Here is a 14,986-nt window from a genome sequence, read left to right as displayed (position 1 = left end):
ACCATGCCGTACGAGGTCGAGAAGCCGGACGAGCAGTGGCGCGCCGAGCTGTCCCCGCAGGAGTACCACGTCCTGCGCGAGGCCGGCACGGAGCCGCCGTTCGTCGGCGAGTACACCGACACGAAGACCAAGGGCGTCTACTCCTGCCGGGCGTGCGGCGCGGAGCTGTTCACGTCCGACACGAAGTTCGCCTCGCACTGCGGCTGGCCGTCCTTCTACGACCCGAAGGACACCGACGCCGTCGAGCTGATCGAGGACCGCTCCCACGGCATGGTCCGCACGGAGGTCCGCTGCGCCCGCTGCGGCTCCCACCTGGGCCACGTCTTCGAGGGCGAGGGCTACCCCACCCCCACGGACCAGCGCTACTGCATCAACTCCATCTCCCTCACCCTCGCCCCGGCGGAGGACTGAGCACACCGGCTGGCCCCTGACGCGCCACGACCGCCGTCCCCTGGGCAGGGGGCGGCGGTCGTGGCGCGAGTGGGGTGGGTCAGGAGAGCTTGCCGTCGTAGTCGGGGAGCTTGAAGGTGCGCTCGGCGTGGCCGCCGGCCAGGTCGCTCGGGCGGTTGCCGATGTTGGCGATGATCTTGTAGCCCTTGGCCTCGATCTCGGCGCGCTTCTCCGTCTTGTACGCGGAGACCTCGGCGAACAGGTCCGGCAGGTCGCGGACGTACAGGCCGTCCACCGGGTAGCCGACGGAACGCAGGTTGCGCGCCGTCAGGTCGTGGATGATGCCGGGGCGGGCGGTGACGAAGAAGACGTCCACGCCGCGCGAGTCGGCGTAGCGGGCCAGGTCCAGGGACGGGCGGACCGCCGGGGTCGGGAACTCCCAGAAGTAGTGGAAGTCCGTCTCCAGGGACGTGTTGTCGATGTCCAGGACGATCGCCAGCTTCTCGCCGGACGCGTTCGCCGTGCGCTGTTCGATGTACGGGCGGGCCTGGGCGAGGGCCGCCGCCACGTCGCGCTGCCAGGCCGCGTAGTCCACGCCCTTGAGCTGGGCGATGCCGCCGGTGGCCGCGACGGCGGCGGCCGGGCGGGCGGGGGCCGCGGCCGGGGCCGCCGCGCTCGCCTGGACGGGCCAGGCCATGGCCAGGGCCGCGGTGGCGGCGACCGTGAGGGTGCGGCGGCGGTGGGCCTGCTTGCGTCCGGGCATGGGTTCTCCTCTGTGGGGGGTCGTGAGCCGTGGCGTGTTGCCATGCTCGTGTCACATGGTGTACGGAATGGGGCGCTCCGACTACCGGTCGGTAGCCATGAATTGACTACCCGTCGGTAGCAAGCGGTGGAGGGGCCGCCCCCACGCGGACAATGGACCCATGGACGTCATCGACGCGCGGCGGCTCGACACCCTCACCGGCCGCGCCCGCCGCCTCGCCACCCCCGGCACCCGCCGCCTCCTCGGGATCGCGGGCGCGCCCGGAGCCGGCAAGTCCACGCTGGCCGCGCGCCTCCTGGAGCGGCTCGGCGCCCTCGCCGTCCTCGTCCCCATGGACGGCTTCCACCTCGCGAACGCCGAGCTCGACCGCCTCGGCCGCGCCGCCCGCAAGGGCGCCCCCGACACGTTCGACGCCCCCGGCTACGTCCACCTGCTCGCCCGGCTGCGTGCCGCCGAACCGGGCGTCACCGTGTACGCGCCCGCCTTCGACCGCGCCCTGGAGGAACCCGTCGCCGGGAGCGTGCCCGTACCTCCCGATGTGCCGCTCGTCGTCACCGAGGGCAACTACCTGCTGCACGACGACCCCGTGTGGGCTCCGGTCCGCCCCCTGCTGGACGAGGTCTGGTACGTGGAGGGCGACGACGGCCCGAGGGTGCGGCGCCTCGTCGAGCGGCACGTCCGGTACGGCAAGGGCCGCGCCGAGGCCGAAGCGTGGGTACGCGACTCCGACGAGGCCAACGCCCGGCTGGTCGCCCGGGGCCGGGCCCGCGCCGATCTCGTCGTACGGATCGGCTGACGGCCCCCCTCACCGACCGGCCAGACTGGGCCCATGGACGCCCAACTGCTGCGTACGTTCGTGACGGTGACCCGGCTCGCCTCGTTCCCGGCCGCCGCGCGTGAGCTCGGGTGCGGCCAGGACACCGTCGCGCGGCACGTCGCCGCCCTCGAACGGGACCTCGGCCTGCCGCTGCTGACCCGGCGCCCCGTCGTCCCGACCGTCGCGGGCGCGCGGCTCCTGGAACACGCCGTACCGCTCCTGCTGCGCCTCGACGCGGCCCGCGCCGAAGTCGCCCGCCTCGCCCCCGCGCCCGACGGCCCGCTCGTCCTGGCCGCCGCCCCGCTCGCCGTCGGCCCCCGGCTGCTCGCCGCCCTCCCGGCCGCCACCGCCCGCGTCACCCTGTCCGTACGGCCCCGCGAGGCGATACCCGCCGCGGTCACCGACGGCACCGCCCACCTGGGCCTCGTGGACGGCCTCACCGGCACCGGCGAACCGCTGCCCCCGCCCGGCACCGGCACCCTGACCGCCCACCGCGTCACCGAGGCCCCGCTCGCCGTCCACCTGCCCGCGACCCACCCGCTCGCCCACCGGGCCGGGGTGCGCCTCGGCGAGCTGACCGGCGCCCGCTGGGTGGACGCCCCGGCCGCCGGCGTCCCCCTCGACCAGCTGCGCGCCGCCCACGGCACGTACGGCTTCCGCCCCGCCCTGCGCTACGACGGCACCGACGTGCGCACCCTCACCGCGCTCGCAGCGGCCGGGCAGGGCCTCACCCTCCTCCCGGCCACCGTCCCCGCCGCGCCCGCCGCCACCGCCGTCCCCCTCGTGGAACCCCGCCTCCTCCACCGCGTCGTCCTCCTCCACCCCGGCGAACCGGCAGCCCCGGCGGCGGACCTGGCGGCCCGGCTCACGGGCCGGTGAGCGAGCGCGGCCGGTGAGGCGAAGGGCGCGCCTCCACCCGCCAGGGCGGAGCGCACCCGAGCACGGGCGGCCGCCGGGCGGGCTTGCGGCCCCCCGGAGCCGAACCGAGCCCCTAAAGAGCAGCCAGGACCACGCAGGACTCGGCCGGGACCAGCAGCTCGCCGCCGTCCGGTCCGGGCACCTCCACCGGCTCCCACGCGGCCAGCACCCGCACCCCGTCCGGGCCGAGCGGGACGCGCGCCGGACGGTCGCCCAGGTTCACCGCGACCCGCACGTCGCCGCGCCGGTACGCGATCCAGCGGGCCTCCTCGTCGTGGCTGACGTGCACCGCCGCCAGGTCCGGGTCGGTCAGGTCCGGCTGCGCGGCCCGCAACGCGATCAGCCGCCGGTGCCAGTCCAGCAGCCGCGCGTGCGGCTCCCGCCGCGGCTCCGACCAGTCCAGGCACGACCGGTCGCGCGTCGCCGGGTCCTGCGGGTCCGGCACGTCCTCCTCCCGCCAGCCGTGCGCCGCGAACTCCCGCCGCCGCCCGCGCCGCACCGCGTCCGCCAGCTCCGGGTCCGTGTGGTCGGTGAAGAACTGCCAGGGCGTACCGGCCCCCCACTCCTCGCCCATGAACAGCATCGGAGTGAACGGGCCCGTCAGCACCAGCGTCGCCGCGCACGCCAGCAGGCCGGGGGAGAGGGACGCCGACAGCCGGTCGCCCTGCGCCCGGTTGCCGATCTGGTCGTGGGTCTGCGCGTACCCGAGGAAGCGGTGTGCCGGAGTCCGCTCCACGTCCACGGGGCGGCCGTGCGTACGGCCCCGGAACGACGAGTACGTGCCGTTGTGGAAGAACACCTCGCCCAGCGTCTTCGCCAGCGCGGCCAGCGGCGCCCGCGCGAAGTCCCCGTAGTAGCCCTGTGACTCGCCGGTCAGCGCCGTGTGCAGCGCGTGGTGGAAGTCGTCGTTCCACTGGGCGTGCAGCCCCAGCCCGCCCTCCGCGCGCGGCGTCGTCGTGCGCGGGTCGCACAGGTCGGACTCCGCTACCAGGAACAGCTCCCGCCCCTGCTGTTCGCCCAGCTCGTCCACCGCCGCCGACAGCTCCTCCAGGAACGTCAGCGCCCGCGTGTCGGCCAGCGCGTGCACCGCGTCCAGCCGCAGCCCGTCGATCCGGTAGTCCCGCAGCCACGCCAGCGCGCTGCCCAGAAGATACGCCCGCACCTCGTCCGAGCCCGGCGCGTCCAGGTTCACCGCCGCGCCCCACGGCGTGTGGTGGGTGTCCGTGAAGTACGGGCCGAAAGCGGGCAGGTGGTTGCCGGACGGGCCCAGGTGGTTGTGCACCACGTCCAGCACCACGCCCAGGCCCAGCCCGTGCGCCCGGTCCACGAACCGCTTCAGCGCCGCCGGACCGCCGTACGGCTCGTGCACCGCCCACAGCGACACGCCCTCGTACCCCCAGCCGTGCCGCCCCGGGAACGGGCACAGCGGCATCAGCTCGACGTGCGTCACACCCAGCCGCACCAGGTGGTCCAGGCGCTCGGCGGCCGCGTCGAGGGTGCCCTCGCGCGTGTACGTCCCCACGTGCAGCTCGTACAGGACGGCGCCGTGCAGCCCGCGCCCCGGCGGCTCGCCGCCCCAGGCGTACACCGTGTGGTCCACCACCGCGCTGAGCCCGTCCGGCCCGTCGGGCTGGCGCCGCGACCGGGGGTCGGGCAGCACGGGGCCGCCGTCCAGCGAGAACCCGTAGCGGGCCCCGTCCGGCACGTCCCGCGGCACGCCGCCGGGCGTCACCGTCCACCAGCCGTCGCGCAGCGGGTCGCGTTCCATGGGGTGCCGGGCACCCTCCAGCTCCAGCTCCACCCGCTCGCGCGCGTTCGGCGCCCACACCTCGAACAGCACTGGCGATCCCCTCGTCGTCGGCCAGGTCCCGTTACCGCGCCCATCCTGGCAAGAGCGGCAGCGTGAAGCACGGGACTTCGCCGTGGCACCCGTCGCGGGTCACCGCTGACGCCCCGTCTGGACATTCCGGGCCCCCGGGACCGAGAATCACCGTCGTGACGTCGCCTTTCCAGCCCCAGATCCAGCCCGCCCGGCCGTCGGACGCCGAGCGGGACCGGGCGCTGGAGCTGCTCCGCGAGGGCGCGGTGCAGGGAAGGCTGTCGCACGACACGTTCCTGCGGCGCATGGAACTCGCCCTGGTCGTCCGCCACTCCGACGAGCTCGCTGCGCTCACCGCGGACCTGCGCACGCCGGACCGGGGCCTGGCCAAGCGGCTGTTCGGCGCCGTCGAGAGCGTGTCGGCGTTCAGCATGCGCCTGCGGCACGCCTGGCAGGCCGAGCGGCTGCCGAAGCTGCTGCTGCCGGAGCCGGGCCCGCACCCGCTGCGGATAGGGCGCGACCCGGCGAACGGGCTGAGGCTCAGCCACGAGACGGTGTCCCGGCTGCACGCCGAGCTGTGCCTCCAGGGCGGGCTGTGGATGCTGCGCGACCTCAACTCCACGAACGGCACCACCGTCAACGGGCGGCGCGTGACCGGCACGGTGGTGGTCCAGCCGGGCGACATGGTGTCGTTCGGCAACGTGGCCTTCCGTCTCGCGGCCCGCTGAGCCCGCACGCCGCAGCTCCGCGTGCGCTGGCTCCTCGGGCCGCAGCTCCGCACACGCCGGCTCCGCGCGTCCCAGCTCCTCACTCCGCGCGGCTCAGCAGTGCCACCGGCCGCTCCGCGAACAGCTCCGCCACCGGGACCGCGCGCCCGCCGTCCAGGACCCGCCCGCCGTCCAGGACGTCCACCCACCGGCCCTCGGGCAGCGCCAGAGCCGTACCGGCCCAGCCGCCCGCCTCCGCGAGCCGCAGTGACAGCCGGGTCACCGCCGTGACCACCCGGTCCCCGCGCAGGAACGCCACGCAGTGGTCCGCCGCCGGGCCTTCGGCGGCCAGCGGCGCGTACGTGCCCGACGCGCCGAACACGTCCGGGTACCGCCGCCGCAGCCGTAGCGCCGCCCGCGTCACCGCCGTCTTCTCGTCCGGCCGCGCCCGTCGGAACGGCGCCCGGTTGTCCGGGTCCACCAGCGCCTCGTACACCGCCTCCGTGCCCTGGTACAGGTCGGGCACGCCCGGCATCGTCAGGTGCAGCAGCGCGGCGCCCAGCACATTGGCCCGCACCTGCGGGTCCAGCTCCCGCGCCAGCTCCGCCACCGGGTGCTGCCCCGCACCCGCGGGGCCCGCCGCCACGAACTCCGCCACGGCCCGCTCGTACGCCTCGTCCGGCTCCATCCAGCTCGTGTGCAGCCCCGCCTCCCGCACGGCCTTCAGCAGCGCCCCGCCGAGCCGTTCCTCCACCGAAGGACCGCTCCCGCCGTCCGGTGCGGCGCCCCCCGGGTCCCCGGGAACGCCGAGACCGAGCGCCGTCTGCCAGGCCGTCCAGGCCAGCTGCCCGTCCGGCGCCGGGACCCGCGCCACGTCGCCCAGCAGCTTCGCCCACCGGCCGGGGCACTCCGACAGCACGGCGATCCGCGCCCGTACGTCCCCGCTCCGCTTCGTGTCGTGCGTCGAGAGGACCGTCCCGGTCGTCGGCCAGTCCCGGGCGATCCGCACGCAGTACGCGTGGAACTCCGCCGGGTCCACCGCCGGGCCGCCCGGCTCGCCGCCCACCTCGTTCGCCGACAGCAGCGGCACGTACCGGTAGAACGCCGTGTCCTCCACCGACTTCGCCCGCAGCGCCGACGAGGTCTGCGCGAACCGGGCCCGGAACGCCCGCTGGTCCGGCCCGTCCCCGAGCCGCCCCAGCGCCAGGTCCCGTACGACGTCCACGGCCGCCGCCTCCTCGGGCACCGTGAACGTGGCGCGCGCCCCGGCCGCCGCCTCCTCGGTCAGCACGTCCTCCCCGCCGGTCCGGTACGGCCGGTACACCGGCACCCGGATCAGCAGCTCCCGCACCGCCGCGCGCAGCGCCCACGGCGCGTGGTCCCGCAGCCGTGCGTCCGCCGCGCACACCCGCCCGGCCGTCCGGGTCAGGCAGGCCACCTCCGCCGCCAGCTCGTGCGTCACCACCTTGTACGCGGCCCGGCGCGCCGTCGGCTCCCAGTGGCCGCCCCGGTCGCCGGGCGGCGCCGCGAACCGCCGGTACAGCCCGGCCAGTTCCGCCGCACCCGCCGCGTCCACGAACAGTCCGTCCACGCGGCGCAGCGCGTCGTACCCGGTGGTGCCCGCCACCGGCCAGGCCGCCGGGAGCCGCTCCTCACCGGTGAGGATCTTCTCCACCACCGTCCAGCACGCCCCGCCCGTCGCCCGGTCCAGCGCGCGCAGATACGCCTCGGGGTCGGCGAGCCCGTCCGGGTGGTCGATCCGCAGGCCCTCGACCACCCCGTCCCGCACCAGCTCCAGGATCTTCGCGTGGGTCGCCTCGAACACCTCCGGGTCCTCCACGCGCACCCCGATGAGGTCCGAGATGGTGAAGAACCGCCGGTAGTTCAGCTCCGTGCGGGCCAGGCGCCACCACGCGGGCCGGTACCACTGGGCGTCCAGCAGCTCGGCGAGCGGCAGCCCGGCCGTCCCGGCGCGCAGCGGGAACACCTGCTCCCCGTGCCGCAGGACCCCGGCCTCCGCGTCGACCCGCAGCTCGTCCAGTACGTCCCCGAGCCGGGCGGGCAGGACCGGCAGCAGCACCTTGCCGCCGCCCGCCTCCCAGTCGATGTCGAACCAGCGGGCGTACGGCGACGAGGGCCCGTCGCGCAGCACCTCCCACAGCGCCCGGTTGTGGGGCAGCGCGGCCGCCATGTGGTTGGGCACCAGGTCCACGACGAGGCCCAGGCCGTGGGCCCGCGCGGTGCGCGCGAGGTCCCGCAGCCCGGCCTCGCCGCCGAGCTCCTCCCGTACCCGGCCGTGGTCGGTCACGTCGTAGCCGTGGGCGGAACCGGGGACCGCCTCCAGGACCGGTGACAGGTGCAGATGGGTGACGCCGAGGGAGGCCAGGTACGGCACCGCGTCGGCGGCGGCGCCGAACGGGAACTCCGGCTGGAGCTGGAGCCGGTACGTGGCGAGCGGGGCGCTGGGCGCGTGGGACGTCATGAACACGTACGTACCCGCCCGCGCGCGGCCTCTCTCCCCGCCCCGCCCGATGACCTCGTTCGGCCGAACGGCGGCCCGGCTAGGCGGGGCGGCGCAGCACGGTCAGGCTGCGCCCGACCAGGGTGAGCCGGTCGCCGGCGGCCACCTTGTCGCCCTGGCCGGGCGCGATGGAATCGGGGACGGCGGTGTCCACGACGACCTGCCACTGGCGGCCGTGGTTGACCGGGACGACGAAGTCCAGGTCCTCGGCGCCCGCGTTGAACATCAGCAGGAACGAGTCGTCGGAGATCCGCTCGCCGCGCGGGCCCGGCTCGGAGATGGCGTGCCCGTTGAGGAACACCGACAGCGCCTTGGCGTGCGCGGCCTGCCAGTCCCGCGCGGTCATCTCGCGGCCGTCCGGCGTGAACCACGCGATGTCCGACAGGTCGTCGTGGGTGCCCTCCACGGGCCGCCCGTGGAAGAAGCGGCGGCGCCGGAACACCGGGTGGTCGCGGCGCAGCCACACCATCGACCGGGTGAACTCCAGCAGGCTCCTGGCCTCCTCGTCCTCGTCCTCAAGCCCGGGCCATCGCACCCAGGACAGCTCGCCGTCCTGGCAGTAGGCGTTGTTGTTGCCGTGCTGGGTGCGCCCGAACTCGTCGCCGTGGCTGAGCATCGGCACGCCCTGGGAGAGCAGCAGCGTGGCGATGAAGTTGCGCATCTGGCGCATCCGCAGCGCGCGGACGTCCGGGTCGTCGGTCTCGCCCTCGACGCCGCAGTTCCAGGACCGGTTGTGGTTCTCGCCGTCGCGGTTGCCCTCGCCGTTGGCCTCGTTGTGCTTCTCGTTGTACGAGACGAGGTCCCGCAGGGTGAAGCCGTCGTGGCAGGTCACGAAGTTCACGGAGGCGAGCGGGCGGCGCCCGTCGTCCTGGTACAGGTCGGAGGAGCCGGTCAGCCGGGACGCGAACTCGGCGAGCGTCCTCGGCTCGCCCCGCCACAGGTCGCGGACCGTGTCCCGGTACATGCCGTTCCACTCGGTCCACAGCGGCGGGAAGTTCCCCACCTGGTAGCCGCCCTCGCCCACGTCCCACGGCTCGGCGATCAGCTTGACCTGGCTGACCACCGGGTCCTGCTGCACCAGGTCGAAGAACGACGACAGCCGGTCCACCTCGTGGAACTGGCGGGCCAGCGTCGCCGCCAGGTCGAAGCGGAAGCCGTCGACGTGCATCTCGGTCACCCAGTACCGCAGCGAGTCCATGATCAGCTGGAGGACGTGCGGGGACCGCATCAGCAGCGAGTTCCCGGTACCGGTCGTGTCCATGTAGTACCGGGGGTTGTTCTCCACGAGCCGGTAGTACGAGGGGTTGTCCAGGCCCCGGAAGGAGAGCGTCGGGCCCAGGTGGTTGCCCTCCGCCGTGTGGTTGTACACGACGTCGAGGATGACCTCGATGCCCGCCTTGTGCAGGGCCCGGACCGCCGACTTGAACTCCAGCACCTGCTGGCCCCGGTCGCCCCAGGAGGCGTAGGCGTTGTGCGGGGCGAAGTAGCCGATCGTGTTGTAGCCCCAGTAGTTCGCCATCCCGGCGTCCACGAGCCGGTGGTCGTGGACGAACTGGTGGACCGGCATCAGCTCGATGGCGGTCACGCCCAGCTCGGTCAGGTGCTCGATGATCGCCGGGTGCGCGAGCCCCGCGTACGTGCCGCGCAGCTCCTTGGGAAGCGCCGGGTGCAGCATCGTCAGGCCCTTCACGTGGGCCTCGTAGATCACCGTGCGGTGGTAGTCGGTGCGCGGCGGCCGGTCGTCACCCCAGTCGAAGTACGGGTTCACGACGACGGACGACATCGTGTGCGGCGCCGAGTCGAGGTCGTTGCGCGAGTCCGGCCTGCCGAAGTGGTAGCCGTACACCGCCTCGTCCCAGTCGATGGTCCCGGCGACCGCGCGGGCGTACGGGTCGAGGAGCAGCTTCGCGGAGTTGCAGCGCAGCCCGCTCTCCGGCGCGTACGGGCCGTGCACCCGGAAGCCGTACCGCTGGCCCGGCATCACACCGGGCAGGTACGCGTGCCGCACGAACGCGTCGGTCTCCCGCAGCTCCACCGCGGTCTCCGAGCCGTCGTCGTGCAGCAGGCACAGCTCGACGCGGTCGGCGGCCTCGGAGAAGACCGCGAAGTTGGTACCGGCGCCGTCGTACGTGGCGCCGAGGGGGTAAGCCTGTCCCGGCCAGACCTGCATAGATAAGACTCTTCCATTCTGATCCGGCTGATGGGGTCACTCCGCTTGATACTCCCCGAAAGAGGCCCGCACGCCTAGGACGCCGGACGGTCCTACCGGGTGACCGGGAAAGAAGCCGCCGCGGTGGCCGGTGCGGCGGCCCTCGCCGGCCGGTGCGATGGTCTGGCCGGAAATCGACCCTCTTGGCGCCCTGTGGCCGGGTGTCGCCGACGGGCCGTGCCTGTGCGGGCGCCGCACCGGGGAGCGGTCGGCGGGCCGGGCGGGCGGAGGGGCGCGGGCCGGGCGGGCGTACGGGCGCGGGCAGGCGGGCGGAGGGGTCAACTCCGCGTTCCCCCGCGTCCCCCGGCGCGCTCGCCGCCCGTCACCCGCCCGGGCGGACCGCGCGGGGGCCGGGTGACGGCCGCTCACCACTATGAATCAGCTCACTGACGCCCGCTCCGCACCCCGGAACCGCCGCGCGAATCAAGGGACGTGGGGAAATGAGCCTGCCCATCCGGCTGCACCGCATCGCTCTCCCGGAGTACCCTTCCTTGATCGTTGGAGACGGGCGTTCGGAACCAGAAGGCGGTGCGCGGGTGAGCTCGGGAGGGCTGGAGCTTCCCCCAGGTGACTCGGGTCATGAGGGGGACTCCACTGACTCCGCAGATGTCCCGCCCGGCGCGGTATCACTCGCCCGGCCGATGGAGATCGGCGCGGAGCTGGAATGGGACGCCCGGGACTGGAGCGAGGTGCGCACCCGCGCCCAGCGCGCCGGACGGGCCTATATCTGGCTGAATCTGGTCGAACAGCGTCTGCGCGCGGTCGTCGCCGCCGTCCTGCGGCCCATCTACGAACCCATGCACGGCGACGACTGGGTCGTGGCCGCCGCCGGGCCCGCCGGACAGGAGTGGGTGCAGCGCGCCGTCGCCGTCCGCGAGGTCTCCCGCCGCAAGGGCTACCTCCTGGACCCCGCCGACGACAACGTCCTCAGCTTCCTCACCCTGCCCCAGCTGCGCGAGCTGATGGTCCAGCACTGGCCCTGCTTCGAGCCGTACTTCGACGACCGGCGCGAGCTGGAGCTGGCGCTCGACGAGCTGGAGGTCACCCGGAACGTCGTCTCCCGCAACCGCGCCCTGTCCCGCACGGTGCTGGACCAGTCGGAGCGCGCGTCGGCCCGCCTCCTGGAGATCCTCGGCAGCGGCGCCGGGGTGCCGTCCGCGCACCGGCTGCCCGTGGACGCCGTCGAGGACCTGGTGGGGGACCGGTACGCCGACGTCGTGTCCGTCCACCCCGACCGGGTGCGGCTCCAGCGGCAGATGCCCGCCGAGGACCTGTTCGGCGGCGCCCGCCGCCTCGACGCCATCGGCATAGGCCTGAACCTGCTCGTGCAGAACTTCTCGGGCCGCCGCCTCGTCCGCCTCGCCGAGTCGGGCTGCCGGATACGGCTCCTGTTCCTCAACCCCGCGAGCAGCGCCGTCAAGCGGCGCGAGCGGGAACTCGGCATCAAGAAGGGCGAGCTCAGCCGCTCCGTGGAGATGAACATCCTCCACATGCGGCGCGTCCGCTCCAAGCTGCGCGACCCCGGCGCCTTCGAGATCCAGGTGTTCGACGAGACGCCCCGTTTCACCGCCTACCTGGTGGACGGCGACGGCCCCGACGGCGTGGGCGTCGTCCAGTCCTATCTGCGGCGCGCCCGCGGCATGGAGGCGCCCGTCCTGGTCCTGCGCGGCGGGCGGCGGCCCGTCGTCACCTCCTCCCCGGACGGCGACCACGGCCTGTTCGAGACCTACCGCGAGGAATTCGAGTCGTTCTGGGCGGATTCGCGCCCGGTGTCCTGAGAGTCCTGATACGGGGCCGTGAGGCCGCGTTGTCAGTGCCGCGTGCGAGGGTGAAAAGCCCAAGGGGGAGGCGCCGCGCGGACCGCGGCGCCGACGAAGGAGGTTCAGGCATGCGCTGGCACGGGGAGACACTCGTCGGTTTCGACCTGGAGACGACGGGGACGGAGCCGTTCGAGGCGAGGATCGTCACGGCGGCGGTCGTGGAGGTACGGGACGGGCGCACCCTGGCGCGCCGCGAGTGGCTCGCCGACCCCGGCGTCCGCATCCCCGCGCAGGCCTCGGCGATCCACGGCATCAGCAGCGAGCGCGCCGCCGCCGAGGGCCGCCCGGCCCGCGAGGTCGCCGACGAGGTCGCCGACGCGCTGGCCGGGTACTGGACGCGGGGGATACCGGTCGTCGCGTACAACGCCGCCTTCGACCTGACGCTGCTCACCGCCGAGCTGCGGCGGCACGGACTGCCGTCGCTCCGCGACCGGCTGGGCGGCCGACCCATAGGCCCCGTCGTGGACCCGTACACGATCGACCGGGCCGTGGACCGCTACCGGCGCGGCAAGCGGAACCTGGAGGCGGTGTGCGCCGAGTACGGCGTGGTGCTCGACGGGGCGCACGAGGCCGCCGCCGACGCGCTGGCCGCCGTCCTCGTCGCCTGCGCGATAGCCGAGCGGCACGCGCTGGTGGCCCGGCTCACCCCGCGCGAGCTGCACGCCCGTCAGGTGGAGTGGTACGCCGAGTGGGCCGCCGACTTCCAGGGCTTCCTGCGCCGCAAGGGCACCCCGGACGCGGTGGTGGACCCGCGCTGGCCGCTGCGCGAGCCCGATCCCGCGGCGCCCGCGCCCGCTGCGGCGCCTGTTGCCGCACCTGTTACCGCACCTGTTGAGCCTGTGCCCGCCGTGCCCGCCGTGCCCGCGCAGGCCGTGGCGCTTGAGGAGCCGGTGTCCGCCGTGCCCGCGCAGGCCGGGGCTCTTGTCGAGCCCGGGCCCGCGCCTGTCGCGGCGGCCGCGGTCACCGGGCCCGCGTCGGCGCCTGTTGCCGTGGCCGGGCCGGAAGCCGCCGCGCCGGCCGCGGCCACCGGCTGACCGGGACGGTGCGCGGCTGTACGGCTGCCGACCGTACGGGCCAGGGGCCTTCCGGGGTCATCGGGTTCGGGACCGTCGGGGCCGGGCCGCGGGGTGCGGGGCCCGGCCAAGGACCCGCGTTCAGGGGTTCGTGGCGAGGAAGTCCAGCAGGGCCGCGTTCACGCGCTCCGGCGCGTCCAGCTGGAGCCAGTGACCCGCGCCCTCGATCCGCTCGTACCGCCAGGAGCCCTCCACGTACTTCTCCGTGCCCGTCATCGCCTGCTCGGTGAGGAACCGGTCGCCGGTGCTCCACATCCCCAGGACCGGGCCCGGCAGCGACGGCAGCGGCACGGCGGGACCGAACAGCGCCTTCGGCGGCAGCCCCGCCCGGTAGATCGCCAGCGCCGAGGTGAGCGCGCCCGGCTCGGACAGCCGCGCCACCGCCTCGTCGGCGTCCGGGTGCTCGGCCAGGAGCTCGCGCAGGTGCGAGGCGTCGTCCCGCAGCAGCCACTCCTCGGCGATGCCCTCGTACTGGAACAGCAGCATGTACCAGGACCGGCTGCGCTGCTCCCAGCCCCCGTCCTCGAGCGCGCCCCGATGGCCCACGGAAAGCAGCGACAGGCTCGCCACCCGGTCCGGCGCGGCCATGGCCAGGCCCTGCACGATGCCCGACCCCCAGTCGTGGCCGACCAGGTGCACCCGGTCCACGCCCAGCCGGTCGAGCAGCCCCAGCAGGTCGGCCGCCGAACGGGCCGGAGCGTACGCCGCCGTGTCCTTCGGCCGGTCCGAGCCGCCGAAGCCGCGCAGGTCCGGAGCGATCGTCCGGTACCCGGCCGCGTTCAGCGCGGGCACCTGGCGGCGCCAGCAGTCATGGGTGTCCGGGAAGCCGTGCACCAGCAGGACGGCGGGGCCCGTGCCGCCGCTGTCCTGGACCTCGAGGGTCACCTCGCCGAGTCCGACGCGCATCCTGGTCTCCGATCGTCCGCTGACCTCCGCATGGCATGACCGGATCATGATGACAGCCCGTCAGAACGGGTGCCAGCGCACCTCCGGGTCACCGTCCCGCAGCGACGCGACACGGCGGCGGAACTCGGCCAGCGCCTTCGGGTTGGCCGGGGCGTGCTGGGCGACCCACGCGCAGCTCGCCGTCTCCCGCGCCCCGCGCAGCACCGCGCAGCCCTCCCACTCCCGCACGTCCCACCCGTACGCGGCGGTGAACGCGTCGTACGCCGCCGGGTCCAGGCCGTACCGGTCGCGGGACAGCGCCAGCACCACCAAGTCGTGCTCGCGCAGGTCCAGGGAGAACGTCTCCAGATCGACGAGGACCGGCCCGTCGGGGCCCACATGGACGTTGCGCGTCAGCGCGTCGCCGTGGATCGGGCCCGGCTCCAGACGCGGTACGAGCGCCGCGGCGGCCTTCGCGAACCCGTCCCTCCGGTCCCGCAGATACGCCGCGTCCGCCGGGTCGATCGCGTCGCCCGCCAGCCGCAGCCACCGCTCCACCCCGCCCAGCAGGTCCCGGGCCGGCAGAGGGAACGGCGGCGCGGGCAGCTCGTGCACCCGGCGCAGCAGCGGCGCCAGATCGCGCGGTCGAGCAGGCCGTACGGCGTCGGGCAGCCGCCGCCACACGGTCACCGGGTGGCCGTCCACCAGCCGCGCGCCGGGCTCCGCCGCCCGCACGGCGGGCACCCCCGCCCCCGCCAGCCAGTCGGCGACGGCCACCTCGCGGCGCGCCCGGTCCAGCAGCGAGGCGTCCCGGCCCACCTTCACCACCAGGTCGTCCCCGGCCGCGAAGACCGCGTTCTCCCCCAGCGCCAGCAGCGTCGCCTCCGCGCCGCCCGCCGCGAATCCGGCCGCGTCCAGGACCTCCCGCGCCCGCGCCTCGTCCATGCGCCGCCCCGCCCTTCACCTCTCACGGGACCGGGGCCCCGCGCCTGCCTGTCGTTCACCGGCCAGTCTCGCATCCGGGGCCGGGCGGGCCGGTACCCGCATCGCGGCTCCAGGGCCTG

The 14,986-nt window shown here is 74.8% G+C and carries 11 protein-coding genes and 1 pseudogene; 6 read left to right on the top strand and 6 right to left on the bottom strand.

Features of this window, described 5'->3' with window-relative positions; genetic code table 11:
* Positions 1 to 3 precede the first annotated feature (3 nt).
* A complete protein-coding gene (gene msrB, locus J116_RS04470; protein WP_023590547.1) occupies positions 4 to 411 on the top strand; it encodes a peptide-methionine (R)-S-oxide reductase MsrB in 408 nt (135 codons plus the stop codon).
* 79 nt (positions 412 to 490) lie between these two features.
* On the opposite strand, the gene J116_RS04465 is transcribed toward msrB, so the two are convergent.
* Positions 491 to 1,153: an HAD family acid phosphatase gene (locus tag J116_RS04465; RefSeq protein ID WP_023590548.1), complete on the bottom strand. Its 663-nt coding sequence runs from the start codon at positions 1,151 to 1,153 to the stop codon at positions 491 to 493.
* Positions 1,154 to 1,313: 160 nt separating this feature from the next.
* Between J116_RS04465 and J116_RS04460 the strand changes: the two genes are divergently transcribed.
* Together J116_RS04460 and J116_RS04455 are read left to right on the top strand one after the other, a co-directional pair.
* A complete protein-coding gene (locus J116_RS04460; protein ID WP_023590549.1) occupies positions 1,314 to 1,949 on the top strand; it encodes a nucleoside/nucleotide kinase family protein in 636 nt (211 codons plus the stop codon).
* A gap of 33 nt (positions 1,950 to 1,982) precedes the next feature.
* Entirely contained in the window at positions 1,983 to 2,849 is an 867-nt protein-coding gene (locus tag J116_RS04455; RefSeq protein WP_023590550.1) for a LysR family transcriptional regulator, read from the top strand.
* Between the two features lie 112 nt (positions 2,850 to 2,961).
* On the opposite strand, the gene treZ is transcribed toward J116_RS04455, so the two are convergent.
* The gene (treZ, locus tag J116_RS04450; protein WP_023590551.1) at positions 2,962 to 4,728 is read right to left on the bottom strand and encodes a malto-oligosyltrehalose trehalohydrolase; all 1,767 of its coding nucleotides are present in this window, start codon (positions 4,726 to 4,728) and stop codon (positions 2,962 to 2,964) included.
* Between the two features lie 155 nt (positions 4,729 to 4,883).
* On the opposite strand from treZ, the gene J116_RS04445 reads away from it, so the two are divergent.
* Positions 4,884 to 5,435: a DUF1707 and FHA domain-containing protein gene (locus J116_RS04445; RefSeq protein WP_023590552.1), complete on the top strand. Its 552-nt coding sequence runs from the start codon at positions 4,884 to 4,886 to the stop codon at positions 5,433 to 5,435.
* Between the two features lie 79 nt (positions 5,436 to 5,514).
* Here J116_RS04445 and treY read toward each other — a convergent pair whose 3' ends face one another.
* Entirely contained in the window at positions 5,515 to 7,896 is a 2,382-nt protein-coding gene (gene treY, locus J116_RS04440) for a malto-oligosyltrehalose synthase (RefSeq protein ID WP_028964661.1), read from the bottom strand.
* 79 nt (positions 7,897 to 7,975) lie between these two features.
* Positions 7,976 to 10,105, bottom strand: coding sequence for a glycogen debranching protein GlgX (gene glgX / locus J116_RS04435; RefSeq protein ID WP_023590554.1), 2,130 nt, complete (start codon positions 10,103 to 10,105; stop codon positions 7,976 to 7,978).
* A gap of 575 nt (positions 10,106 to 10,680) precedes the next feature.
* Here glgX and J116_RS04430 point away from each other — a divergent pair.
* The gene (locus J116_RS04430; protein WP_023590555.1) at positions 10,681 to 11,922 is read left to right on the top strand and encodes an SAV2148 family HEPN domain-containing protein; all 1,242 of its coding nucleotides are present in this window, start codon (positions 10,681 to 10,683) and stop codon (positions 11,920 to 11,922) included.
* Positions 11,923 to 12,032: 110 nt separating this feature from the next.
* Positions 12,033 to 12,740: pseudogene (locus J116_RS04425) on the top strand (exonuclease domain-containing protein); the annotation flags it as partial.
* Between the two features lie 378 nt (positions 12,741 to 13,118).
* On the opposite strand, the gene J116_RS04420 reads toward J116_RS04425, so the two are convergent.
* Both J116_RS04420 and J116_RS04415 read right to left on the bottom strand, forming a co-directional pair.
* Complete coding sequence (locus J116_RS04420; RefSeq protein ID WP_023590557.1) at positions 13,119 to 13,943, bottom strand: alpha/beta fold hydrolase; 825 nt, start codon at positions 13,941 to 13,943, stop codon at positions 13,119 to 13,121.
* A 60-nt stretch (positions 13,944 to 14,003) separates the two neighbouring features.
* Positions 14,004 to 14,867 (bottom strand): phosphotransferase enzyme family protein, encoded by an 864-nt coding sequence (locus J116_RS04415; RefSeq protein WP_023590558.1) that lies wholly within the window; start codon positions 14,865 to 14,867, stop codon positions 14,004 to 14,006.
* Between the last annotated feature and the right edge of the window lie 119 nt (positions 14,868 to 14,986).

Origin of the sequence: Streptomyces thermolilacinus SPC6, assembly GCF_000478605.2 — a bacterium.
GTDB classification, from domain to species: domain Bacteria; phylum Actinomycetota; class Actinomycetes; order Streptomycetales; family Streptomycetaceae; genus Streptomyces; species Streptomyces thermolilacinus.
The sequence above is the reverse complement of the archived record's forward strand: the minus strand, read 5'-3'. Positions and strand labels throughout refer to the sequence as shown.